Raw genomic sequence first — 25,663 nt, forward strand, 5'->3', positions numbered from 1 at the left:
TAAATCATCCCGACAACCTGTTAAAAATGGATGACAAAGTTGTTAAAAGTGTGTTCAGTTCCTCATGTGATGTAACGAGAAATTTATGTTTAAAGTCCGCATCTGAAAACAAATCGAGCTGCTTTCCCTTTAGTTCTGCGTTATATTTAGCTTCGATCAGTACTGTTTTTTCTAACAGGAAGTCGATTTCATATGTGTCAACAACATAGTAACAGGGATGGTATTTTTTAATCCTGTTATATACATAATTTTCAAAAAGACTTCCTTTATCCCTGAAACCTGTAAAAAGGTTTCTCAAGCCCAAATCTATCGAGTAGATTTTCTGCGGCGAAAGGATCGATTGATTTGTCTTTCCACACCGTGGGACAGAAGATACAAGGAATGTCTCCTCAAAATAAGTCAAAAATCTTTTTACTGTATCAGGAGAAATGCCCAGGATATTTGCAACCTTGTTCATGCTGATTGATTTTCCTGATCTCTCCATCAAAAGAACGAACATATCCTTCAGAGTCGCGGTATTCTTGACATTGTGAAGGGCAGAGATATCTTTCATGATGATATCATCAACCAGGTTTTTCAAGTACTCATAATCACCTGTTTTGACAAATTCAGGAATACCGCCCGTCCCGAGATATTCCTCAAAATATACTTCAGAGAGGTGGGAATCCACTTTTTTCAACTCAATCCCTTTGAAAACAAGGTACTCTTCAAAAGTTAGTGGATCAACCTGCAATATCCTGTTTCTACCCGTTAGATACGGTTTTTTCTGCCGAAGCAAAGACGCACTCGATGAGGAAGCAAATATCTTTACATTCTGACTGTCAAAAATGTTTTTGAGCTGAATTTCGTAATCAGGAAACCAGGTGACCTCATCAAAGAAGAGGTAAATTTTTTCATCGAACTTTTTTTTGAAAATTTTCCGGTACTCATCGACGATCTCCGGAAGGTTTTTTCCTCTTAGTAAATAGTCATCCAAAGAGAGATAAAATATCGAAGTAGCATCGACCCCCTTCTCCTCAATCATTGACTTAATCAGCATTTTCAGAAGTGTGGTCTTTCCGACCCTTCTGAGTCCACTCACAAAAGTGACTTCTGTTATATCAATGCAATCGTTTAATTGTGAGAGAGCCTGTTCTCTCATGAAGAGGGATTCGAGACGGTACTCTCCTTCCCACCAGGGATTATATCTAAAAAACAGTTGTTCCATTTTTTTATCTCCTCCCTGCAAATATACGATACCATCGGACAGTTTGCAAGCTTTTTATACGATACCATCGGATAGTTTTGAGGTTTTTTATACGATACCATCGGATAGTTTTGGGAAAACATTAAAAAAGGGGTTATCAAATGAAGAATTTTCCAATTGATAACCCCGTAAAGATTTTCAGGGTTGCTTACAGGTTCGGGGATTTTAGCAGACCCGGACTGATTTTAGATTTCTACATCAGCAAAATTGTCCATGATTCTGTTTGTTCTCATGTAAACAATCTTCTCGATTGCTGAATCAACCTGAAGTTTCATCTGATCCTGAACTGCATATCTTCTCCATGTAATGGCTCTTTCGGCTTTTTCATTGTCACCGATGATCCACATGTTTGGAGTTTTCTTTGTAACAGCTTTTCTGATTTTCTTGTTGAAAGAATCATCACTCAGATCGATGTCAGCACGGATGCCTTTGTCGATCATCGACTGTTTTAGTTCATTTGCATAATCAACCACACCCTCATTAACAGGAATCAGCATAACCTGTGTCGGCGCCATCCATGTCGGGAATGCACCACCCCAGAATTCAATAAGGAATGAGATCATCCTTTCATGAGTTGAGAGTGGAGCTCTGTGCAGAATATACGGCTGTTTCATTGTACCGTCTTTGGCGGAATACCAAAGGTCGAATCTCTTAGCCATCACGAAATCAAGCTGACAGGTTGATACAGTTTCCTCTCTGCCGAGTAGATTTTTAATCTGAATATCAACTTTTGGTCCGTAGAATGCTGCTTCACCAGCTTCCTCGATGAATTCAATATTGTTTTCTGTAAGTATCTCTCTCACAATATTTTCACTGGTAATCCATTCTTCCTCATCCTTCACATACTTGTCACTTGCAGGATCGTGAAGCGAGAGTCTTACTCTGAAATTACCGAGTCGCAGGTAATCATAATAAAACTTGTACAGCTTGATAACCGCTGCAAACTCTTCTTTTACCTGATCATACTCACAATAAATATGCGCATCATTCAGGCACATTGCACGAACACGAAGAAGACCCGAGAGTGATCCGTGCTTTTCGTAGCGGAACATGTCGCCATATTCAGAAAGACGGTAAGGGAGTTCTCTGTAACTTCTTGGTCTGAAACCGTAAATCTTGTGATGATGCGGGCAGTTCATCGGACGCAGATAATATTCTGTGTTTTCATCGAGCACCATCGGCGGGAACATCGACTCGGCATAATATGGCAAGTGTCCCGATCTGTAATAGAGATTTGATTTGCTCAGGGATGGAGTTGCGACATGGTGATAACCGGCTTTTTGTTCGACTTCCTTTGCCCATGCTTCAAGTTCACCTCTGATTACGGCACCGTTTGGCAGCCAGAGAGGGAGTCCTGTACCCACTTCATCGTCGATCATGAAAATCTCGAGTTCTTGTCCGAGTTTTCTGTGATCCCTTTGCATCGCGAGTTCACGGCGTTTGATGTAGTCTTTCACTTCTTCTTCGGTCTCGAAAGCTATACCATAAATTCTGGTGAGCATAGGTCTTTTTTCGTCGCCGCGCCAATAGCTGCCTGAAACTCTGTCAAGTTTAAAACATTTCGGAGGTATTTCTCCGGTGTTTGAGACATGCGGACCTTCGCACATATCTACAAACGAACCATTTTTATAAAAACTTAATTGCCCGTTTTCGGCTTGACCCGATTCCACGAGTTCTTTGGCGTATTCCACCTTGTAATTCTGCCCCATCTCTTCGAGCATCTTTATTGAATCATCAAGTGAGAGGTAGGAAATACCAAACTCCTGCTTTTGGTTGATGATTTTGTACATCGATTTCTCGATCCTCTTGAAATCTTCCGATGAAACTCTTTCATCACCAAAGTCAAAATCGTAATAAAATCCAAAATCGACAGGAGGTCCAAATCCCATTTTTGCTTTAGGGAAGTGCTCCAATACGGCTTGCGCCATAATATGTGCAAGTGAATGCCTTATCTTATACAGCTTATCAGCTTCTTTCATCTCTTTCACTAATTTTTTTATATATAACCTGTAAATTTACTCATTTTATCAGTAACGAATATAAAGAGCAAAAAAAATCACCCGTGACCATTGCCACGGGTGATCAGAAAAACCAAGAAATCGGGATTAAATTCTATTTGTATATTTCAGCCAGCTTCTTTTCAAGTCCGCCGTCTCTTAAAGTTTCCTCATTTGCTATGATTTTCCCTTCGGGTGAAACCAGAAGCATTTTCGGAATGAACTCCACATTATAAAGAGCACCAATGTTCTCTGCATCAACATCATTTAGCAAGGCATGCAGCCATGGCATAGGATTGGTTTTTCTAAGATTCTTGAAATCCTCTTCGGATGAACCAAATGCCAGACTGATGATCTCGAAGCCTTTGGCTTTATATTTGGCATAAGCTTTTTCGATCGCAGGAATTTCTGCTAAACACGGCATGCACCAGGTTCCCCAAAAATCGATCAGGAAGTATTTCCCTGAAAGCTGTTTTGGTGAGAAGTCCTTGCCATCAATGGTTTTTACTTTGAAGTCAATCAAAGTCTGTTCACTGATAGGGACAGGTGGCTTCAGGTCATTCATTGCATATGCATATTTCTCATCAGTAACGGTTTTTTTGAATTTCTCGTAAAATTCTTTGTACTTATCGGCTGATGCAATTCCCGGTTTCTCTTTGAAATAGTAGAGAATGTAGGATTTCACATCATCACCCTGATAATCAAACATCTTTTCGAGATATTTTATCTGCTGATCTTTCTCCATCGATTCAATTATTTCGCGGTTTGCATAAAAACTCCTGCTCCATCCTGCATTTTCGGGAGTTATTGCAGCCATCACTTCATCCATGTTTTCTACAACCGGGTATTCTGCCAAAGTATTAAACTCATACAATTTCATTGCAGCAAAATCACGGGCAACCTTGTTCTTTGAATTTTTGAAGATATCAAAATAATAGTCGAAGAGTCTTTTATTGTCCTCCCTGAACTCTATGGTTTGTTTGTCTGCAGCCATATACGAGGTCTTCAAATCGACGGGATCGCTTATGAATTTAATTTCGGGCATGTTGTAACCCGTTATTTTGGGAAGTGACGCGGGATCGAGTACTATCTCAAATCCAGGCTTAACATTGAAAAATGCTGTATGAAATCCACCGGTACTGTCTGCGAGATAGCTCGCCCCGGGGTACGCAAAGCCTGTTGACATGAAGTACGCTTTCGGAACAATCTGTACCAGAAGTGTATCGAGTTTTTTGTTAACTTTGTAATGGAACTTGCCGTCACCTGAGAGCTGAACCATTGCAGGTACAAAAAAATCGGCCTCAGCGTTAGATCTGAATCCTGCTGAGTTCTTTTTCAATAGTGGCTTTGCTGCTGCCAGCTTTACTTCCACTTCCGCAACACCCTTTGTATCGAAAGCCGGTATACTCATGTTCAATGAACTGTGTCCCAATCCACAAAAAGTTACAGAATACATGCCCGAGTTTTTCAATTTTAACTCGAACGAACCATCAGCTCCGACAGGTGTTGGTGTCGTGCTGGTGAAATAAGACATGGCATCATCAAAAACAAAAATTAATGCTTTTACCATCGGTTTGCCGTCACTTCCGGTCAGTTTTCCCTTGATTGTCAGATCGGTAGTACCCTGAGCATGGGTCATGCTTGTGATTAAAAGTGCGATACAAAATATCAACACTGTTTTGCTTTTACTGTACATTTTTACCTCTTTTGATTAAAATTCAAGTGCCGAACGATGAACCGGGAAAGGGTTCAGGGCAAAACCGGCATGATTATTTATACTCATCCCAACTCGTTATGCCGATATCATCCATCGAATATCTTGCAGACGCCTCAATGAATGCTGAAGCAAGCCTTGCATTTGTTATCAATGGAATGTTGTAATCAACCGCACTTCTACGAATTGTATAGTCATTATACAATTCATCGCGGGAATTGTTCTTTGGAATGTTCACAATAAGATCAAATTTTTTCTCTTTTATCATATCGAGTGAATTTGGATGCACTTCTTCGTCGGGCCATGCGACTGCACTGCAGGGTACATCATGATCATTGAGAAATCCGGCAGTACCCGGAGTGGCAAACAGCTCAACTCCATTTTGTGCGAGGGTACGACAAGGCTCAAGCAGCTCCACTTTATCTCTCAACGGTCCTGTTGAAAGCAATACTCTTTTCACAGGGAGCCGGTACCCTACGGAAAGCATTGCCTTCAGGAGTGCTTCGTAAAAATCGTCACCGATGCAACCGACCTCACCCGTGGATGTCATGTCGACCCCGAGCACAGGATCAGCTCCGCCAAGCCTGTGAAATGAAAACTGGGATGCCTTCACCCCGATATACTCGAGATCAAATGCCGACTTCGATGGCTTTTTCACATCAACCCCCAATGCAAGCCGGGTAGCAAGTTCAATTAAATTGACTTTTAGAACTTTTGAGACAAACGGGAACGACCGGGATGCCCTCAAATTGCACTCGATCACCTTGATATAATTATCCCTGGCGATAAACTGTATATTGAAAGGGCCTGTGATATTCAGTTCCCTTGCGATTTTGTGGGCGGTTTTCTTTATTAACCGGCTCGTTTCCACATAGATTTTTTGTGGCGGGAAAATAATTGTGGAATCACCCGAATGAACCCCTGCAAATTCCACATGCTCGGAAACTGTGTAAGCAAAGATTTCACCCTCTTTGGCTACGGCATCAAACTCAATTTCCTTAGCATTTTCAATAAATTCAGAGACCACCACGGGATACTGCTTAGAAACCGTTGCCGCCTCATTCAGGAAAAACTCGAGGTCCTCTTTGTTTGATACAACATTCATGGCAGAGCCCGAAAGGACATACGAGGGTCTTATCAAAAGTGGAAACCCGACTTCATCGGCAAAGCGGTGGATATCCTCTATCGCAGTAAGTTCTTTCCACCTCGGCTGATCAATCCCAAGGTCATCAAGCATTTGAGAGAATTTGTGCCTGTTTTCCGACCGATCAATCGATTCGGCACTGGTTCCAAGAAGCGGCACCCTCTGGTCGTTCAGTCTGGTTGCAAGCCCGTTGGGGATTTGACCCCCTGAATTAACAATGACACCAAACGGGGTTTCAAGATCGATAATGTCCATCACCCTCTCGAAACTGAGTTCATCGAAATAGAGCCGGTCGCATATGTCATAGTCAGTGCTGACAGTTTCAGGATTGTAATTGATCATCACAGCGCGGTAGCCCTCGGCCCGCGCTGCCTGAAGCGCTGATACACTGCACCAGTCGAATTCAACCGAACTTCCTATCCTGTAAGCACCCGATCCGAGAACAATCACCGTTTTTTTGTCATTTTCGTAAACAACATCATGCTCATCGCCTGAATATGTGAGGTAGAGGTAGTTCGTTTGTGCGGGATACTCGGCTGCAAGTGTGTCAATTTGTTTAACAGCGGGAAGAATTCCCCTTCGTTTCCTTTCGTACCGGACCCGTAGAAGGTCTTTTTCAATCTCTTTGTCGCTGCTCTTAAGGACAAATCTTGCGATCTGAAAATCACTGAAACCAAATCTTTTTGCCAGTCGCAAAAGGTCGTCGGGCACCTCCTGGAGTTGATTAAAACCAAGAAGCTCATTTTTCAGATCAAAAATATTTTTTAATTTACTGAGGAACCATCTGTCGATTTTAGTGAGGGAATAGATATCCTCAACCTGATATCCCCGTTCAAAAGCTTCGGCCAGATAAAAAATTCTTCTGTCGGTCGGTTCAAGCAACATTTCATCGAGATTTTCAACAGGCTCCCTCGTACCCACAAATCCATGCCGTGCCTGCCTGATCATTCTGAGACCTTTTTGAATCGCCTCTTCGAAAGTTCTTCCGATTGCCATGACTTCACCGACACTCTTCATGCTGCTGCCGATTTTTTTCGAGACACCGGTAAATTTATCGAGATCCCATCTCGGTATTTTAACAACGACATAATCGAGTGCGGGTTCAAAAAGAGCCGAGGTAACCTTGGTCACCGAGTTTTTAAGCTCATGCAGACCGTATCCGAGCGCAAGTTTTGCGGCAACAAATGCGAGCGGATAACCAGTTGCTTTTGAAGCCAGTGCAGATGAACGGCTTAACCGGGCGTTCACCTCAATTACACGATAGTCCTGTGAATGAGGATCGAGAGCAAACTGGACATTACATTCACCGACAATTCCGACATGTCTGATCAGTTTAATTGAGATGTTTCGGAGCAACTGGTAGTCGTCATTCGAGAGGGTTTGGGATGGAGCCACCACAATACTCTCACCTGTATGGATGCCGAGAGGATCAAAATTTTCCATATTGCAAACGGTTATGCAGTTGTCATATCGATCCCGCACAACCTCATATTCCACTTCCTTCCACCCTTTTAACGACTCTTCAACAAGTATTTGATCGGAATACGAAAATGCTTTGTCAGCCATTTCCCGAAGTGAGGCTATGTCGTCGCAGAAACCGCTTCCTTGTCCGCCAAGCGTATAAGCAGCCCGGATAATCAAAGGGAACCCGATGGTTTCAGCAGCTTTTATTGCATCATCCACAGTGGTTACTGCAAAACTTTTGGGTGTTTTTATATCAATTGAAGCAAGTTTATTGGCAAACAATTCCCTGTCTTCCGTCTCTATTATCGATGCAACGGGAGTGCCGAGAACCTGAACCCCGTATTTTTCAAGGATTCCATTCCGGTATAATTCTACACCGCAGTTCAAAGCGGTCTGACCTCCAAATGAAAGCAAGATTCCCTGCGGTTTCTCTTTTTTGATTACCTCTTCCACAAACCAGGGGGTAACGGGAAGAAAGTAGATTTTATCCGCAAGGTCTTCCGAGGTCTGAACTGTCGCAATGTTCGGGTTCAGAAGTACGGTTTTTATCCCCTCTTCCTTAAGTGCCTTCAATGCCTGCGAGCCGCTGTAATCGAACTCGCCGGCTTCCCCAATCTTTAGTGCTCCGGAACCGATTATGAGAACTTTCTCAATTTGCATTTTACCTCTTTCCATCACTTTTTACCCCTCCTTACCATCGTCATAAACTCATCAAAAAGAAATTCCGTGTCCGTGGGTCCGCTCGATGCTTCCGGATGGAATTGAACTGACATATAGGGGAGTGATTTGTGTCGCAGACCTTCATTTGTACCATCGTTCAGGTTCACAAAGTAATGTTCCCATTCATCGGGAATTGTCGGGTTATCCACAACATATCCGTGATTTTGCGAAGTTATGAAAGCTTTATCTGTGTTGTAAAGCAGAACAGGTTGATTGTGACTTCTGTGCCCGTACTTCATTTTATATGTATCGGCACCCGTCGCAAGTGACATCAACTGGTGTCCAAGACAAATCCCCATTATTGGTTTCTCTTTTTGAAAAGCTTTTTTCAGGTTTTCAATCACAATCCCGGCTCTTTTTGGGTTTCCTGGTCCATTCGAAACAAAAAGTCCGTCGTAATCTTCCGAAGCAAAATCATGATTCCATGGCACTCTGATTACGGTGGCATCCCGTGAAAGGAGACACCTGATTATGTTTGTTTTACTGCCACAGTCAACAAGCATGATTTTATATTTACCGTTCCCCGTCTCGTCAACCTTTTCCACAGAAACTTTTTCGAGAAGGTCGTGCTTGTCGGGATCAAAAAAAGGAATGTCTTCATCAACAACAATTTTGCCGAGAAGTGAGCCCTTTTCTCTGATCTTTTTTGTCAGGGCACGGGTGTCAATGTTAGTCAGTCCGGGAACCCCATACTCTTCCAGCCAGTCGGAAAGACTTCTCTCAGCGTTCCAGTGACTGTATTCGGGGGAGTAATTGTTGACTATAAGCCCGGCGGCCTGCACTTTGTCTGATTCAAAAAACTTTGCAATATTGTCGTGTCTCGCCTTTCCCGGAATACCGTAGTTCCCGATAAGAGGAAATGTGAGAGTAAGGATCTGTCTCGAATAGGAGGGATCAGAGAGACTTTCGGTGTAGCCTGTAACGGCGGTACTGAATACCGTCTCGCCGGCAGAGGAACGCGCTGCGCCAAATACCGTTCCGGTATATTCGCTGCCGTCTTCAAGAATAAGTTTTCCGAGCATTTTGTGTGGGGTTGTTTGTGATTTAAGGATTTCAGAAAGATTGGAACCAAATATAACTATTCTGCCGCCACTTTTGAAATTTCCGGTGACTTAATTGACTTATTAAAATCAGGATTTCCTACCTGATAAAATATAGAGAGGTGAAACAACTCACCCCTCTAACAACACCAAAGATCAATAATTCATTCCTTTTCACCGGGATATCTCAAATATTCTCCTCACTTCAAAAGCAACATTTTGATTATTTGATGTTTCCCGCCGGAACGAAGTTCACAGAAATACACTCCTCCCGGGAGATTTGAAGCATCAAATTTTACCTGATGTTCGCCTGCCTGCAATTCCTGATTCAATACAGTCGAAACCCGCTCACCGATTGAATTGTAAACATCCAAGGTTGTCAGCCCTGCAACTTGCAACCTGAACCTGATGAAAGTTTCGGGATTAAACGGATTTGGATAATTTTGATCAAGTGTAAATTCATAAATAAACTCTTTAGGTGACTCAATCTCCTTGGAATAACCAAACGATCCATTGAAATCGATCTGTTTTATTCTGTAGAATGCACCCGGCAAAGGGGAATTGTCGGTAAAACTGTATGATTCCGGTTTTGTTGAAGTGCCGGCACCCTTTACACTTCCAATTTCATAAAAAACATCGCCGTACTTTTTCTCAACAATGAAAATATGATTGTTTTGCTCGGTGGCAGTCACCCACTTCAAGATCACTCCGTTCCCGTCCCTCTCTGCGGTAAAAGTCGTAAACTCGACAGGACTAAGAGGAATCGGAATATCCACCTTGTTAAACCAGATCACTGAGGGCTGATTCTCATAACCCTGTCCATTGGGAAAGTGCCCCGTATAATCCATTGGATAGTTGTAAATAATCTGAGCATAATGCCGGAAAAACGGCAAGTCAGAGTAAATCCTCGGACTCATATGATGACTGTTTTCATTCTTTCCGGGGGTGTTGGTCATATTGTGGGGCACACCACTGCCAAGACCTTCTACACGAAAACTGACATATACATCACACAGCGAATCAAGCGGATTGCTTCCTCCGGGATGCACAAATGACACTGCGTAAATTCCAAAATAACGGGATGCAGCAATGTTTACACTGTACCCCATCTGACCAAGAGCCGGTCCGTCAAGCGCCGTATAAGAGTAATCTTTAAGGCGGTCTGAGATTACAAATCCAACCCAGTAACTCCCCTGCTGAAATATTTCCACTATTGCGTTACGGTTTTGCGAGGTGGTCTGGTTTGTATCCTGCAGACCCAATGCAAAATGGACTCTCCCGTCATAACCAACCACCATATCCGCTGAATAGTTAACAAACAGATCGTTTGGTTTGTAGTCCCACAATCTGTCAAACCGTTGCATACCGACAGCCTGCCGGAAATCGACCCAGTTTACGGGTGACCACGAAATTCCATTGTCAGTCGATGTGACATAACCCGGAAGATACATCCCTGAAGCAGCACTTTCAGGTGGGATTGCCAAAAATCCGAAGTAGAGTTTCCCTTTATATGATTCTCCCTGCAATGGAATGAACGCTCCCAAATATGCATTGTTCGGAAGCATCGGCACGGATTGAATGTTCACAAGATCGGATGTTCTGTTCAGCATTATAGCACCATTCGAAGCATTTTGTGAAACCCAGAAAAAGAGATTCTCTGTATCACTCGCCCAACAGATTTGAGAAGTCCCCTGCCCCGACATTTGATTGAACGCAACTGAAGTTGAGACCCCGTTCATAATATCAGAGACAAGCGCCGCACCATGGTCAACTTCAGGAATTGCTGACATGTGGCCAAATGTTGAAAAAGCTTTCGCCGAAGCTGGTGACATTCCGGAATCAAGTTTTAATGCGAGAGTCGGATATCTTCCCGAAAATCCGATCTGGCTGTTTACGGGGGGAAGTTTTCGTGACCATGTGGTTCCGTTGTCAGTGGAAATATTATAAACAAGCGCACCCGAAGAGGTCGCATAATTTGTATTCGCTCTATGTAAAACCATAATAAGGGGTGAATAGGTAGCAGATGCGATTGGTCCCAAATTGGGTGATGCCGTACTGAAAGTATTTGCCATCGTATCCACGGGAACCCAGTTTCCAAACTGAGCATTTACGCTTATAAGGGGTATGAGTAGAAAAAGTAACAAAACCTGCGTCTTATGGAACAGCTTTTCCATGACAGTCCTCCAACTAAAAATTTGCTTGAACCGTAATTTAAATATTTGAAAATGAAAACAAAGGAAACGGATGAAATAATTTTTGAATCCTTTTAGTCAGAGTTGCATCTGACTTAACAATGAAAATAACAATTCCGAAACTGGAGAAAAAATGACAACTCACTTAACAAAAGATACCTTCCTGAAAAAGGTTTTCAATTATGAGCAAAATCAGGAATGGAAGTTTGAAGGCGACAAGCCCTGTTTGATAGATTTTTACGCTGACTGGTGCGGTCCCTGCAAAATGGTAGCCCCTGTTCTCGAAGAACTCTCTGATGAATACAAAGGTCAGGTGGATATCTACAAAATCGACACCGAAGCCGAACAGGAACTTGCGGCAGCCTTTGGAATCAGAAGCATCCCGTCACTTCTCTTTGTCCCCATGAACGGACAACCGAGAATGGCTCAGGGTGCACTTCCCAAACCTGCACTCGTCGACATAATTGACAAGATTCTGATAAAAGAAGAAGAAGTTAATTAGCATTACGCCCCGGAGGCTGTTTCATATGAGGCAGCCTCTTTTTTTATTTGACTTCAAACCGGCAATAATACTCCCAACACGGAATCATCCACTTCACTTCATAAAAAAAACGCTTTTACTCAATCAGGTTATTTAATAATGTCGTAATATAACTGACACCGGGACAGGTATGACTCCGGAAACTGTCAGCTAACTCTTCAATCCGGGTGAAAAAACCGGTTCACTCGGCACCGAAGGTGAGCTAAGCACAGGATTGGGTCTCCTTCTATGCAAAGACTTCGTGGAAAACAACGGCGGGCAGATAATGGTTGAAAGTGTTGAAGGACAAGGAAGCAAGTTCAGCTTCACTCTAAAATCTGCGGATTTGTGGGTCTAAATACAACATCCATTCCATGTTATGGTGTGTGACAAAGATTGGACTGAGTAGACAATGATTGAAAAGTTCATATAAACTAATAGAACAATCTACTTCCCTTGCAACAGCTCCTGGAAAAACCGGTCTTTTTCAAGACTTTCCTGCCATTTGCGGTGTCTTTTGACCGAATCAATCCTTTTTGACTTAACTACCGACAAAAAACGGGAGGCTTCAACAGGTCCCAGATTCTCATACAGCAAGACCATTGCCTTGCGGTATAGTTCATTTTCATCTATTAATTCTGTCGGTTTCATACGGATTTTTCTCAACGGTACACACATCTAAATACAACTTTTTCATATGGTAATATACAAAAAAAGCCGTTCACCCGTAAGAGCGAACGGCTTTTTAACAATAAGATTAACTGCTGTCAGCTTTCGGAGTCGAAACTTGAAATGACCCCGTCCACTATCTGAGAACGGGCCTGCACTTCATTAAGCTTCTGGATGATTTTCAGCATCTCAGACCTTCTTGACTCGATTATGCCGGAGAGGAATTCCGAAATTTCGGGGGAATTACACTCTTCCATCATATTTTCGTAGAAGTTAACGGTAGCCGTCTCTTTTCTCAGTGCTTCCTGAAGCGAGGCACAGGAGTTTTTACATATTTTGTTGCAATTGAATTCTTTTTGGGTCATTTTAGTTACCTGCCTTGCTGATTAAACGGGTTCTTTTAAGTACTCTGCAATTATCTCTTTTCCCTTAAGCAAGGCTTGCTCGTTGACGGGAATGAGGTGATGATGCCTTTCGGGTAAAACCTTTTTAAGAGCAGCGAGGATCGACTGGAAATCGACTATCGGCTTCACTTCGAGAAAAGCCCCGAGCATAACCATGTTCGCCACCTGTTTTTTGTTTAACCGTTCAGCTTCTCTGAGAGCACTGATCCTGTAAATGTTGATGTCTGTCCTCATGGGAGGTTGAATTATCGTTGATTCTTCGTAAAAAAGTGAACCACCCGGCTTTACTGCCTTCTCGAACTTCTCCATCGACGGCTGATTAAGAATTATAGCCGTATCGAACTTTGTAACGAGTGGCGAACTGATTCTGGTCTCTGAAACAATCACCACACAGTTAGCCGTTCCACCGCGCATCTCCGGTCCGTAGGAGGGCATCCAACTGGTTTCCTTATTATCTATCATTGCAGAATAAGCGAGCATCTGTCCCATCGAGAGGACACCCTGACCGCCAAATCCCGCTATAATTATCTCTTCTGTTTTCATTTCTGTATCCTAAAACTTAATTGTTCTTAACCATAACGGGTTCACCTGTCTTTGGATCAGGCACTTTTATATCGCCAAGCGGATAAAGCGGCAACATGTTTTTTTCGATCCAGTCAATCGACTGTACAGGACTCATCTTCCATCCCGACGGGCAGTTTGAAACCACTTCAATAAAGCATGTTCCTTTTTTCTGCTTCTGATATTCAAAAGCATTTTTGAAGGCTTTAGTGAGTTTTCTTACTGCATTTGGAGTGTGTACAGCGTGTCTTGCCACATAATAAGCACCCGGGAGTTGTGCAATTAGCTCCGTGATTTTCAAGGGGTTACCCATTGATGCGGCATCTCTTCCGTAAGGTGAAGTGGAGGTCTTCATTCCGATCAGGGATGTGGGAGCCATCTGACCACCCGTCATTCCATAAATCGCATTGTTCACAAAAACCATCAATATGTTTTCACCTCTGTTAACCGTATGCATTGTTTCAGCGGTACCGATGGCAGCGAGATCGCCGTCACCCTGGTATGAAAAGACATACTTATCGGGTCTCACTCTTTTTATTCCTGTGGCAACGGCACTTGCTCTTCCGTGAGCAGCTTCCTGCATATCCACATTCATATAATGATAAGCGAAAACCGAACAGCCTACAGGGGCTACACCAATCACCTCTTCCTGTATGCCAAGGTCTCGAACCACTTCCATCAAAATTTTATGAATTACACCGTGACCACAACCGGGGCAATAGTGAAAAGGCTCTCCGGTGAGTGTAACGGGATGATTGTCATATACCATGCAATCGGGGTTAATTAAAAATTGTTCCATTGTCTTTCTCCCGTTATTTCATCATTGATTCAAGTTTTTCAAGAATTTCTTCGGGAGTGGGGATCATGCCGCCCATTCTGCCGTAGAACTGAACATCAGCTTTTCCGTTTATTGAAAGTCTGACATCCTCAACCATCTGACCGGCGTTCATCTCAACAACGAGAAATTTCTTTACGCCCTCAGCGGCATCGCTTATCACCTGAGTCGGGAAAGGGAAAAGAGTAATTGGTCTGATAACTCCGACTTTTATTCCTTTTTCTTTTGCAAGTTCGGCAGCTTTCATGCAGATTCTTGCTACCAGTCCGAAAGCAACCAGTATCACATCGGCACCTTCAGTGTTGATGGCCTCCGATTTTACTTCCACTTCCATGGCTTTATATTTTGCCTGAAGTGTATGGTTAATTTCTTCCATTTTTTCGGGCTGAATAAAAAGAGAGGTGATGACATTCTGTTTTCTTCCCTCTTTTTTACCGGTTGTCGCCCAGTCGGGTATCACATGCGGAAATGAACCTTCTGCCGGGAGTTCAACCTTCTCCATCATCTGACCAAGAGCTCCGTCAGCAAGTATCATCGCGGGAGTACGGTATTTCTCAGCCATTTTAAAGCCTTCGAATACAAAATCGACCATCTCCTGAACTGAAGAGGGCGCGAGAACGAACATTTTGTAATCGCCATGTCCGCCGCCCTTTACCGCCTGGAAATAATCCCCCTGTGAGGGCTGGATTGTTCCAAGTCCGGGACCGCCGCGCATAACATTCACGAGAAGGCAGGGAAGTTGTGCACTCGCAATATACGAAATGCCTTCCTGCATAAGACTCATGCCCGGGCTCGAAGATGATGTCATCACTCTTGCACCGGCTCCGGCAGCACCATAAACCATATTTATCGATGCCACTTCACTTTCTGCCTGAAGAACGAGTCCGCGTCTGAGTGGAATCTGTTCTGTTAAATATTCCATCACTTCCGATTGCGGAGTAATGGGATATCCGAAATAAGCATCAAGTCCGGCTCTGATGGCAGCTTCAGCCATGGCTTCGTTGCCTTTCATCAAGCGGACTTCTTTTCCTTTTAATTCTTTAGTCTCCATCGTATTTTCTTTCCTTATTCCGCTTTTGCTTTCTTTTCGCGGTAAACAGTTATCGCAGAGTCGGGACAAACAAGTGCGCAATTAACGCAACCTGTGCAATTGTCCATATATAATTCCACTACGCGGTAACCTTTTAAGTTGATCTTGTCGGAAAGGACTAATCCTTTCTGGGGGCAAGCCAAAACGCAAAGCTCGCAACCCTTGCAGAGCTCTGTGTCAATTATTATTGTGCCTTTTATTGCCATTTCTTGTGATCTTTCCGTTTTTTTCCTGTAACCAGTTTACATTCAATTACTGTGCCAAACTTTTTTGTGCCTAAAAACGGTGTTTTAACCTCTTTTTGATTTTCCTTTTGCCAAATAATAGAAACTCTTCATTTTTTCTTTCCAATATTTGAGAAGTGTTTCACTTTATGATTACAGGTAACGGGGGAACGCAAAGGAAAATATATAAAGCATTCTAAAAATCCCAATATATTTCTCTTTATTGAACTTAACGAAAAAATTAGATGTTACAACTTCAATTAAACTAATGGATGAAAATGAGAACCTTACAAAAAATTGCTTTTATTATTTTGCTTTTTTCTATCGGAATTTCCGCCAACCCCATGATGGGAATGATAAAGGGGAAAGTTATAAACATCGCCACAAAACAGCCCGTACCATTTGCTACCGTTGTGGTTTTGGGGACGCAAAAGGGAGCAACTTCAAACGAGGATGGCACCTTTTCGATTGACGGACTGACACCCAATGTTTATCAGGTCAGGGTTTCCGCGATCGGTTATGCCACAATCACTGTTGCCGATGTGGTGGTAAATAACACAAAACCGACTGAAATTCAGATTGAACTGCAGGAGACATCGCTTCAACTTAAAGATGTTACCATCACTTCCGACTATTTTTACACACCACCGACCGATTTGAATTCAACAACCACCTTTTCTTATGAAGAGCTGCGACGAGCGCCGGGTGGATTTGAAGATGTGGTTCGTGCCCTTTCCATTCTTCCGGGTGTGGCACAGGCATCTGCCGGCAGAAATGATCTTATTGTTAGAGGCGGGGCTCCTTCAGAAAACCTTTACATTCTTGACGGGATAAAAATCCCCAATATCAACCATTTCGGGGCACAAGGTGCCACAGGCGGTCCCCTTTCCTTTGTGAATCTCGATTTCGTAAAAGAATCCGTGTTCTCAACAGGCGGGTTCTCCTCACTTTATGGTGACAAACTTTCTTCAGTTTTGAAGATTGATCTTAGAGACGGAAGAAGCGATAAAATCGGGGGGAAAGCCACCATTTCCGCTTCCCAATTTGGGCTGAATCTTGAGGGACCCCTTTCAGAATCCTCGCATTTTATCTTTTCAGCGCGCAGAAGTTATCTCGACTTTATTTTCAAGGCAGCGGGATTCGGCTTCGTACCCGAATATTATGATGTGCTTGCAAAGTATGATGTAAACATTAACAACAAGCAAAAGATATCGTATTTATTCATCGGAGCTTTTGACAATGTGAAATTTTTCAATGACACCCAGGATCAGAGATACGACAATTCGAGAATTCTTGGGAGTGACCAGATCCAGTATGGAACGGGAATTACCTTCACCAACCTGATGGACAAGGGCTATTACAAAGTGGTTTTATCCAGAAATTTTGTCGATTACGATTCCCAACAGAGTGATTCACTCCTTAATCCGATATTCAAGAATATCTCAAGAGAGGCGGAAAACAAACTCCGTTTTGAATTCTTTCATCAGTTCTCAAAAATTACCGAACTGACAGCGGGTCTTCAGGGTGAGTATATCACAACAAGTTTCGACATAAAACTTCCGAAATTCAAAACTTCTTTTGGGGAGATTCTACCTGTTGATTCCGTAAAAACCACTCAGAATTTCTACAAATATGGCGCTTTCGTAAATGTTACGCACAGATTCACCGCAGGACTGTTGCTTAATGCAGGTTTCAGACTCGACGAGTTCAGCGGTATTTCAGACGGCTTGAGATTGAGTCCAAGATTCTCGATAGAATACAAATTTAATCCCGAAACGGGCATATCCTTCTCAACAGGCGTTTATCACCAGTCACCTTCATATATCTGGCTGGTGGCTGATGCAAGGAATACCGATTTGAAACCGATAAGAGTTGACCAGTATGTCCTCGGAATAGAACACCGTGTAAGCGAAGATGCACTTCTGAAACTGGAAGGTTTTTACAAAAATTACAAAGATTATCCCACGAGCCTTGCAAGACCCTATGTGGTACTCTCAAACACGGGAGCGGGATTTGAAGGATCTGACAACAACTTCGAATCTTTCGGTTTCGAACCTCTCGTAAGTTCTGGTGTCGGGAACGCAAAAGGAATAGAATTTTCAGCCCAGAAAAAATTATCTGAAATTCCCCTCTATGGTCTCTTAAGCCTGACATATTCAGAAATCGAAAACACCGCCTTTGACGGTGTGCCAAGACAGGGGAAGTTCAATCAGAAGTGGTTGTTTAATCTCTCGGGAGGTTACAGATTTGATGAGTCATGGGAGGCAAGCTTCAAATTCAGATATTCGAGTGGTGCACCCTACACTCCGTTTAACCCGGATGGTACACAGTCACTTTCAAACTATAACTCGGCGAAACTTCCCGATGCACATGCTCTCGATGTAAGAGTGGACAAAAAATGGTTCTTCGAAAATGTAACTTTGATTACCTACATCGACATTCAGAACATCTACAACAAAAAGAATGTCTTCGCATACAGATGGGACAGGCGTGAGAAAAAAGAAGATGGCGGCGGAACGATTGGTATCCTTCCTTCCATCGGTGTCAGTCTGGAATTTTAGTTGTAAGTTTTAAACCGCAGAGGACGCAAAGACCGCAGAGAGGATTGAATCTTTGCGTTCTTCGCGGCCTTTGCGGTTTTATATTCTAACCCTACAAAAACACTTTGGCTACATCGATCAGCAAGCCGGGATTATGAATCAGGGCAGTCTTGAAGAGATTGCCCAGACTTCTCTTGTCATCGGGGACTTTTGCAAATGAATGAGCAATCGAATTGAATTTTTCGTCCGAAAAGTTATAGATTCCGTTCTTTATTCTGTCAAAAGTTTCGTGACGCTTCCCAAGGCGGTCGTTCCATTCCTTGTCATAGGAAAGAAGATGTGCAGGTTTGTTCTGCAGAACCGATTCAGCAGCAACTCTTCCCCCGATACTTCCGCCTATCATTCCGGAAGCTATCCCTCCACCCGAAAGTGGATTCACCTGTCTCGCAGCATCCCCCACAAGAATTATTCCGGGAGCGGAAATTTTATCGAGGGTGACACTACAGGGGACACCCCCCGCGATTGAAGTAAGAATTGCAGCATCAGGATACTGCCGTTCCATAAAATCTGTTAAATACTTCAGTGCCGATTTTTTCTTCCCCACTGCCCCGCTTACACCCAGTCCGACATTCGCTGAGTGACTCCCCTTTGAAAAAACCCAAAGATACCCCTCGGGAGCTGCATTGCTTCCGAAGTGGAAGTAGATCGTATTCGGGTCGACATCTATACCGGAAATGGTATATTGCACACACGACTCCATATCCCTGAAATCGATGTGGGTTTTTAGTCCCGCCCATCTGCCGACACGGGATTCAACCCCGTCGGCAGCGATAACTACTTTTGCTTTCACTTCATGCTGTTCACCGCGGAACTCATATTTAACACCCGAGACGGCATCCCCGTCAAAAAGAAGCCCGTTTACATAGGCTCTGGTGAGGATTTCCGCTCCCGCATTTGCTGCGGTTTTTGCAAGTTCGTAGTCAAAAATTCTTCTTTCGAGTACGAACCCCTCCTCGGGAAGCGGGAGTACAACTTCTGTTCCGTCGGGAGAGTTCATCGAAAATTTTGTAATGTGCGAAGCGATCCATTTTTCGTCGGGTTCTATAAACTCTTCAACACCCTTGCGACTGACTGCCTCTCCACACCTTACGGGGTATCCGATATCCCTGTCCTTCTCTAAAACAAGAACTGAAACCCCTTTCTCGGCAGCATATCTCGCTGCCATCGAACCGGCGGGTCCGCCCCCAACAACTACAATATCATACTCTTTTTTCATTTTAGCACCCCTTCCCGCTTGAATTCTATAACTTCAATCGGACAACTCCAAATACACTTCGAACAGTTCGTACACTTTGGATCAATAATAAAAATCTCAGCTTCCTTCAACTCAATAGCATCCTCAGGACATACACCTACGCAGCACCCGCAAAAATCACATTTATCGGGTAATATGTCGATCATCAATTTGCCTGTTTTCGCCATTCTGTATTCTGTTGTCATTCCGTTTTTCTATAATAATTATGCTAAAGATGAAAAATAATATCCCTTGACTTCGTGACTCTGTGACTTCCTGACTTCGTGACTTTCCCCCTAAAACCAGTTGGAGGGATTAATGTTCTGTTTTCCTTTCCAGATTTCGAAATGGAAAATGTAACCCTCGAGACTTTTACCGACACTTCCTATTACGGTACCTCCGGAGATTTTTTTTCCTTCCCTTACGGATATGTTACTCAGGTGCCCGTAAACTGTGCGATACCCTTCGGTGTGGGTGATAATTATTACGCTTCCGTACCCGGGCAGCCATTCAATTGCGGAAACGATGCCGTCAGCAACACATTTTACGGTTTGAGATCCCTCTACTTTGAAATCGATGCCGTAATTAACGGTGACTGTTTTAAGTTCTTCGTTTTTGTTTTCACCAAATCCCCTAAAAATTTTGGCTGACGATACGGGCTTCATCAGATTCCCTTTAAGCGATGAAAATGCTTTTCCTGTAACGGTCTGCTCCTCAAAATCCTCGACTGCTGTGCCTCCTGTTATCTCCGCATCAGAATCTTCTTCGGCACCTTTTATATCGGGTTTTTTCTCTTTTTTATTTTCGGCAGTCTTGTCTGCTGTTTTGTCACTCTTTTTATCGGATGATTTTGGAGTATTTTTATTTTTTGTTTTGTTTTTCTTTGCTTTCTCTTCTTTGGCTATCAACTGATCGATGATGGAGCCGATTTTCTTTTCCGACTGTTTTTTTGCATCAAGCTCTTTTTTTAGTGCCTCTTTATTTTTCCCGATCTCCTTAAGCATCTCTTTTTCGTCATCAATGCTCTCCTTTAGGGCGCTCTCCTCCCCTTTTTTCAGGGCAATTATCTTCGCCTTCTCTTTTTTTTCGCTCTCCAGAGAAAGTTTCGCCAATTCAAGCCTCTCCACCGATGACTTAAGATCGGAAACTACACGGGCTCCCCTCTCAGTAAACGCCTTAAAGTAGCGGTGCCTCCGGAGTGCTTCATCGAGAGAGGAAGAGTTGAGGATGTAGAGCCACTTGTCTTTGATCAGTCCTTTATAAACAGCAACCACATAGCGGGCATAAAAAGCCTGAAGGTCGTTTATTTGTGTATCGAGATTTTTGATTTCTTCCTCGAGATCATTAATCTGACCCGATTTTTTCTCTTCCTCTGCCTGAAGTCCGTTTACAAGTTTATTAAGGAGAAAAACCTGACGGTTGAATTTTTCGATCAACTCGTAGGTTTTCTTCTCTTCGCCCGAAGCTTTTTTTAACTCATCCTTCAGTGATTCGATCTCTTTTTTAAGAGAGGCGAGTTCATCCTTTTTCTTTTTGATATCGGGCTGCTGGTTGTGTCCGTCAAACAAAATGACGGAGAACAGCACCAGAATGACAAGAAACGGACGAAAGAATGAGTTACTTTTCATTTTTCTGACTTAATATCAGTATTCTATTACCGTTGCATCAGCGGGTGGAAGAAATTCTATAATCCACTCTTTGTTCGCCTGCATGCTCTGATAGGTCAGTTGAAGCGACTGCTTCAGTTTTGGCGCATTTACTTCGATACTTTTAGGGAGCATCACTCCTTCAATTTTTGTAAAATCGGAGTATTTTGCTTCGACAAGGATTTCCCCTTTTTTGGTTTTAATCGAATATGCTTCGGTTGCAAGTCCGTCCAGTTTGATTTTATACGAAACAAGATTTCCCGAGAGGCTGTCTGCATAGGTCAAATTGAAATAACCTTTGTCAAACTTGAATTCCGTTGGCTGGGTATATAACCTTTTTGTCAGATTTACCGTGCCTGCAAATGCATCCCTGATGTCATCGAAACTTAGATCAACCTTGAAAATATTCCTGAGTGCAATGTTGTCAACACCTCCCTTATAGAGATTGTTGTTCAATGACTCATAGAACTTGAATTCCTTCTCTGTAAGGAGGACATTCGCAAGTTCGATACCAAAAGGACCGTAAACATTAATATTGAGCGAATCAGGTCTTTTTAGAATCGACTGAAAGAATGCCGAGTTATCCATTTCGGGAGTCTGTACATGCATCTCACCTTTCCCGTTGAACGATCTGATTTTCCGTCTGTTGGCTTCCATCTTTTTGATCAGCCGTTCGGGTTTTATGTTGCCATCAATAATTTCATTTTCTTCATCACCCGATTCATTTACCGTGGCACACCCCTGCCATACAAACATTAACGGGAGGATAAAAATGATAAAAAACAAAAACTTTTTCAAAGTTCGCCTCTTTCAATTTTTCTTTTGATTGTTTCATTGTCTTTTTTTAGATCGAGAGCTTTCTTCCAGTAGAGAATCGCTCCTTCCCTGTCTCCAAGCTTCGAGAGGACATCACCAAAATGGTCGAGCAATTCATGATTATTGCCGTCCATTCCCAAAGCTTTTTCAATATAAACTTTTGCTGTGTCATAGTTCCCCAGTTTAAACTGCACCCATCCGTATGTGTCAAGATAGGAGGGGCTGTTCGGATCGATTGCGAGGGCAAGCTCTGCAAACTTTAGTGCTTCATCAAGTCTTGTCCCTCTTTTCGCAAGTGAGTATGCAAAGTTATTTGCCGCAAGGGCATTTTTTGGATCGAGTTGCAGGGAAAGGGAATAAAGGCTGTCACTTTTTTCCTGATTTCCCGATCCGTCGTAAACTATTGCCAGGGAGTTTTGCAGCTCCACATTTTTGGGCTCAAGAGCCAGAGCCTTGTTGTAATAATTTATGGCAAGCTCGTCTTTTTTTAATCTTGCAAGAGTGAATGCGTATGCAGAAAAGGCATTCACTTCCCTTGGATTCAGAAGAGTCGATTTATAAAGAAACGGTTCCGAGGCTTCATAGTCCCCCATGAGTGCGTATGACAAACCCAGAAAAAAATTCACCAGAAAATCCTCAGGAAAGGAATTTTGTGCACGGTTCAGAACAAATACCGCTTCCTTGTATCGTTTTGCATCATATATCACACCCCCGATTCTCTGCCAGATCTGTAGATACATATAAGAATCACCGAGTATTTTTCCGAATCTTTCGCCTGCTTTAACCGTATCTTTCGCCATTACAGCGAGAGCACCCTTGTAAAAATTCGTGAACCAGAAGACTGTATCTTTCTCAACGATTGAAAAAACAGTATCGGAGAATTTAAGAAGTGTCGTATCCTTCACCCCCTGCTCAAAGTAGAGAGCCCCGACATTCATCTTAAATTCAAGATTAACAAGCGGGTCGTTTACCAGTTTAAGATAGGAATCCGCTGCCGCAGAGTAGTTGTTCTGTTCCGCAAAAATTTCAGCTTTTGATTGAAGTGTGGCTGTTTTATTCGGGAAAAGTTGTAAAATCTGGTCAATATGAAACAGAGCTCTGTCATATTTTTTAAGCTTGATATAGTAATTGACGAGAATTTCCCTCAGCTCCACACTCGAGGGATTAAACTCCAGAAACTGCTCCAGCACTTCCGTCGATTTCTCTTTGTTCCCCGTCTTGTCATAAAGATCTGCAAGCCTTATGTATGCATTCCAGTCTTCGGGCTCTTCCTCCAGAATTTTGTTGTAAACTTCGATTGCAGAAAGAGGTTTCGATTTCTCATAAATATTTGCAAGCCGGTAGAGACTGTTGTAGTCTGCAGGATATTTTTCGATCAGATTCTGCATCACAAGAGCTGCCGAGTCGGGCTGTCTTCCTGAAAGATAAATATCCGAGAGAAGGTAGTGATAATCCCTTGTTGCACCGTCTTTTTCAACTGCCTCCCTGGCATAGGGAAGTGCCTGAGAGAGTTTCCCAAGCCAGTAGTAGCATCTGGCAATCGACCAGGCGATTCCCGGAGCCGGGTCATACTCGTAAGCCTTCAGATAGGAATTGACCGCAAGAAACCAGTCTTCCTTTGCTTCAAAACCCGTCCCCGCAATAAAATTCTCCAAAGCGTCTTTTTGAGAAATCTCCCTCACCACCTGAACATTTTTATCCTTTGGTGCAGTTTCTTGGACTTTTATAACAGTGGAACTGCAGCCGAAGATTAACAGAGCAGAGAACAGGGGGAAAAGAGGAGATAAAAATTTCATTTTCACAAATTTTAACGGGCTTTGGCAGTAAGAATTAATTAAAAAAGGGTAATTATGCAATTTGGCGATTTTTTAAAAGAATAAAAGTCCAAAAATTTGCATTCGAAAGGTAAGGAAAATGAAGGAAAAGCAGCAGATATCCTTTGAACAACATCTTCCAACCACAATAGTTTCAGAACCCGTTTTTGAGCGATCTTTGCGCTGATTCTTTGACATTCTTGCTGACCAATTATTTGTAAACAAACAGCTATGAAAAATTTCTTTTTTTTGTTTAAATCAAAGCCTTTGTAAATTGGATCTCATTTACATTTTATTTTTTATTGGTTTTTTAGATTTTTAACTCCCGTATACTTTATAATGAAACGACCTATGAGTTTATTATTTGTTTTTTCTTTGATAGCGGTGATCCTGATGACAGCTTTCCTGTTGCACTCTTATGTATTCTCAATCTATGAAACAGTGTTCGATCCGCTCGGGAAGGAATTTAAGGAGGGTGATACAATTACCATCGCAACCCGTCCTGTCAATGGCCTTGGTTTCAAGGCACCCCTGAGAACTTCCTCTTTCAAATACGAGATAAAGGAAGGTTCGGAGCTTTTTATCGTGTTGAAGGATGAATCACCCTCAGGCAATCTCGTTCTTAAGTTTACCGGCACAGGTGATGTGAAAATTCTTGTCACCCCCGAACACGCTCTTAAACCCACCCTTTTTGAGTTCCGCGTTCAGCATTGATTTTGATTAAACCACAGAGCGCACCGGGAACACAGAGACAAGTTTCGAAGGCTGAGGGCCGGAGGTTTGAATTCCGTGGAATCTGTGATCTATCCTTGAAAACCGTGGAACTATTGCTGCCCGATATATTGGAATTCAAAAAAATTTTGTAGATTACTTGTATCAAAAAAATAGAAATCGCTGAATGAAGAAGATACTCGCCCTTGTTTTTGCAACTTTGCTGTCACTGCCCGTTTACTCGCAGATTCTTGCCGGTGAAAAACTCGATTTTGAACCCCGTTTCCTTATCGACATGCCGACTGCCGGAGTGCTTAAAAGAGGGTATGTAAGTGTTGGCTCCGACCTGATGCCCGGGGGTGTGCTCCTTACAAGACTGGATGTAGGCGTTTTTGATAACTTGAGTTTTGGAATATCCTACGGAGGCGAAAATCTTATTGGCTCCGGCGAAGTGGAGTGGTATAAATACCCCGGTGTGAATATCAGATTTAAAATTATTGATGAGAGTCTCTCACTTCCTTCAATAGCTGTGGGTGCCGATCTTCAGGGGAAAGGGAGATATTTCTCTTCCGAAAGCAGATACGAGATTAAATCTCCCGGTATTTTCGCCGCTGTGAGCAAGAACTACAAACTGCTCGGATATTTAAGTCTGCACGGTACAGTAAACTATTCTTTCGAACAGAAAGATGGTGACGGTTTCACGAATATTATGCTTGGTGCCGAAAAAACCATCGGCTCCAATGTCAGTGTTATGGTTGAGTACAACTTTGGATTCAATGATAATACCAACGATCGATACGGCAAAGGGAACGGTTATCTTCATGCCGGTATCAGGTGGGCAGTCGCAGAAGGATTCTCTCTCGGATTCGATTTCCGTGACCTCCTGAACAATAAAAAATGGTCTCCCTCAACCGCCGACAGGGGCATAAAATTCGAGTTCACCAGAAGAATTCTCTGAGCTCATATCCCTGCAGGGAACTAACGGAGACTGCTTAAACAGTCAGAAAGTTTATTGATCGGAA

General features: G+C 42.9%; 22 protein-coding genes. 5 read left to right on the plus strand and 17 right to left on the minus strand.

Translation table 11 applies throughout. The features are described from left to right. Positions 1 to 4: 4 nt before the first annotated feature. The 6 genes from J0L60_15445 to J0L60_15470 form a co-directional block, all read right to left on the minus strand. The gene (locus J0L60_15445; GenBank protein ID MBN8547523.1) at positions 5 to 1,207 is read right to left on the minus strand and encodes an ATP-binding protein; all 1,203 of its coding nucleotides are present in this window, start codon (positions 1,205 to 1,207) and stop codon (positions 5 to 7) included. A gap of 224 nt (positions 1,208 to 1,431) precedes the next feature. Continuing rightward, positions 1,432 to 3,225, minus strand: a complete 1,794-nt coding sequence (locus J0L60_15450; GenBank protein MBN8547524.1) for a threonine--tRNA ligase — start codon at positions 3,223 to 3,225, stop codon at positions 1,432 to 1,434. A 133-nt stretch (positions 3,226 to 3,358) separates the two neighbouring features. Then, complete coding sequence (locus J0L60_15455) at positions 3,359 to 4,939, minus strand: redoxin domain-containing protein (protein MBN8547525.1); 1,581 nt, start codon at positions 4,937 to 4,939, stop codon at positions 3,359 to 3,361. A gap of 73 nt (positions 4,940 to 5,012) precedes the next feature. Further along, on the minus strand, positions 5,013 to 8,225 hold the full coding sequence (gene carB / locus J0L60_15460; GenBank protein MBN8547526.1) for a carbamoyl-phosphate synthase (glutamine-hydrolyzing) large subunit: 3,213 nt from the start codon (positions 8,223 to 8,225) through the stop codon (positions 5,013 to 5,015). Between the two features lie 14 nt (positions 8,226 to 8,239). Then, positions 8,240 to 9,307, minus strand: coding sequence for a glutamine-hydrolyzing carbamoyl-phosphate synthase small subunit (gene carA, locus J0L60_15465; GenBank protein MBN8547527.1), 1,068 nt, complete (start codon positions 9,305 to 9,307; stop codon positions 8,240 to 8,242). Positions 9,308 to 9,525: 218 nt separating this feature from the next. After that, on the minus strand, positions 9,526 to 11,499 hold the full coding sequence (locus J0L60_15470) for a T9SS type A sorting domain-containing protein (GenBank protein MBN8547528.1): 1,974 nt from the start codon (positions 11,497 to 11,499) through the stop codon (positions 9,526 to 9,528). Positions 11,500 to 11,650: 151 nt separating this feature from the next. Between J0L60_15470 and trxA the strand changes: the two genes are divergently transcribed. Beyond that, positions 11,651 to 12,019: a thioredoxin gene (trxA, locus tag J0L60_15475; GenBank protein ID MBN8547529.1), complete on the plus strand. Its 369-nt coding sequence runs from the start codon at positions 11,651 to 11,653 to the stop codon at positions 12,017 to 12,019. Positions 12,020 to 12,272: 253 nt separating this feature from the next. Beyond that, a complete protein-coding gene (locus J0L60_15480) occupies positions 12,273 to 12,395 on the plus strand; it encodes a hypothetical protein (protein MBN8547530.1) in 123 nt (40 codons plus the stop codon). An 89-nt stretch (positions 12,396 to 12,484) separates the two neighbouring features. Here J0L60_15480 and J0L60_15485 read toward each other — a convergent pair whose 3' ends face one another. The 6 genes from J0L60_15485 to J0L60_15510 all read right to left on the minus strand — a co-directional run bounded on the left by J0L60_15485 (position 12,485) and on the right by J0L60_15510 (position 15,802). After that, the gene (locus tag J0L60_15485) at positions 12,485 to 12,688 is read right to left on the minus strand and encodes a hypothetical protein (GenBank protein ID MBN8547531.1); all 204 of its coding nucleotides are present in this window, start codon (positions 12,686 to 12,688) and stop codon (positions 12,485 to 12,487) included. Between the two features lie 116 nt (positions 12,689 to 12,804). Next, positions 12,805 to 13,071 (minus strand): hypothetical protein, encoded by a 267-nt coding sequence (locus tag J0L60_15490; protein ID MBN8547532.1) that lies wholly within the window; start codon positions 13,069 to 13,071, stop codon positions 12,805 to 12,807. A 21-nt stretch (positions 13,072 to 13,092) separates the two neighbouring features. Further along, the gene (locus tag J0L60_15495) at positions 13,093 to 13,653 is read right to left on the minus strand and encodes a 2-oxoacid:acceptor oxidoreductase family protein (protein ID MBN8547533.1); all 561 of its coding nucleotides are present in this window, start codon (positions 13,651 to 13,653) and stop codon (positions 13,093 to 13,095) included. A gap of 16 nt (positions 13,654 to 13,669) precedes the next feature. Beyond that, a complete protein-coding gene (locus J0L60_15500; protein MBN8547534.1) occupies positions 13,670 to 14,470 on the minus strand; it encodes a 2-oxoglutarate oxidoreductase in 801 nt (266 codons plus the stop codon). A 13-nt stretch (positions 14,471 to 14,483) separates the two neighbouring features. Next, positions 14,484 to 15,557 carry a 3-methyl-2-oxobutanoate dehydrogenase subunit VorB gene (locus J0L60_15505; protein ID MBN8547535.1) on the minus strand — a complete coding sequence of 358 codons (1,074 nt, stop codon included), beginning with the start codon at positions 15,555 to 15,557 and terminating at the stop codon, positions 14,484 to 14,486. Positions 15,558 to 15,571: 14 nt separating this feature from the next. Further along, entirely contained in the window at positions 15,572 to 15,802 is a 231-nt protein-coding gene (locus J0L60_15510; protein MBN8547536.1) for a ferredoxin family protein, read from the minus strand. Positions 15,803 to 16,098: 296 nt separating this feature from the next. Here J0L60_15510 and J0L60_15515 point away from each other — a divergent pair, with 296 nt between their 5' ends. Then, positions 16,099 to 18,381 carry a TonB-dependent receptor gene (locus tag J0L60_15515; GenBank protein ID MBN8547537.1) on the plus strand — a complete coding sequence of 761 codons (2,283 nt, stop codon included), beginning with the start codon at positions 16,099 to 16,101 and terminating at the stop codon, positions 18,379 to 18,381. 91 nt (positions 18,382 to 18,472) lie between these two features. Here J0L60_15515 and J0L60_15520 read toward each other — a convergent pair whose 3' ends face one another. From J0L60_15520 to J0L60_15540, 5 genes are all read right to left on the minus strand, one after another. Continuing rightward, positions 18,473 to 19,636: an NAD(P)/FAD-dependent oxidoreductase gene (locus J0L60_15520; GenBank protein MBN8547538.1), complete on the minus strand. Its 1,164-nt coding sequence runs from the start codon at positions 19,634 to 19,636 to the stop codon at positions 18,473 to 18,475. Beyond that, the gene (locus J0L60_15525) at positions 19,633 to 19,821 is read right to left on the minus strand and encodes a 4Fe-4S binding protein (GenBank protein ID MBN8547539.1); all 189 of its coding nucleotides are present in this window, start codon (positions 19,819 to 19,821) and stop codon (positions 19,633 to 19,635) included. The genes J0L60_15520 and J0L60_15525 overlap by 4 nt, the downstream gene beginning before the upstream one ends. A gap of 129 nt (positions 19,822 to 19,950) precedes the next feature. Continuing rightward, a complete protein-coding gene (locus tag J0L60_15530) occupies positions 19,951 to 21,282 on the minus strand; it encodes a peptidoglycan DD-metalloendopeptidase family protein (protein ID MBN8547540.1) in 1,332 nt (443 codons plus the stop codon). A gap of 15 nt (positions 21,283 to 21,297) precedes the next feature. Further along, on the minus strand, positions 21,298 to 22,098 hold the full coding sequence (locus J0L60_15535; GenBank protein ID MBN8547541.1) for a DUF4292 domain-containing protein: 801 nt from the start codon (positions 22,096 to 22,098) through the stop codon (positions 21,298 to 21,300). Further along, the gene (locus J0L60_15540) at positions 22,095 to 23,912 is read right to left on the minus strand and encodes a tetratricopeptide repeat protein (GenBank protein ID MBN8547542.1); all 1,818 of its coding nucleotides are present in this window, start codon (positions 23,910 to 23,912) and stop codon (positions 22,095 to 22,097) included. The genes J0L60_15535 and J0L60_15540 overlap by 4 nt, the downstream gene beginning before the upstream one ends. A gap of 411 nt (positions 23,913 to 24,323) precedes the next feature. On the opposite strand from J0L60_15540, the gene J0L60_15545 reads away from it, so the two are divergent. Together J0L60_15545 and J0L60_15550 are read left to right on the plus strand one after the other, a co-directional pair. Continuing rightward, positions 24,324 to 24,644 carry a hypothetical protein gene (locus J0L60_15545; protein MBN8547543.1) on the plus strand — a complete coding sequence of 107 codons (321 nt, stop codon included), beginning with the start codon at positions 24,324 to 24,326 and terminating at the stop codon, positions 24,642 to 24,644. A gap of 184 nt (positions 24,645 to 24,828) precedes the next feature. After that, a complete protein-coding gene (locus J0L60_15550) occupies positions 24,829 to 25,599 on the plus strand; it encodes a YjbH domain-containing protein (protein ID MBN8547544.1) in 771 nt (256 codons plus the stop codon). Positions 25,600 to 25,663: the final 64 nt, after the last annotated feature.

The sequence above is a fragment of the Ignavibacteria bacterium genome, from assembly GCA_017302895.1.
Classification (GTDB): domain Bacteria; phylum Bacteroidota; class Ignavibacteria; order Ignavibacteriales; family Ignavibacteriaceae; genus UTCHB3.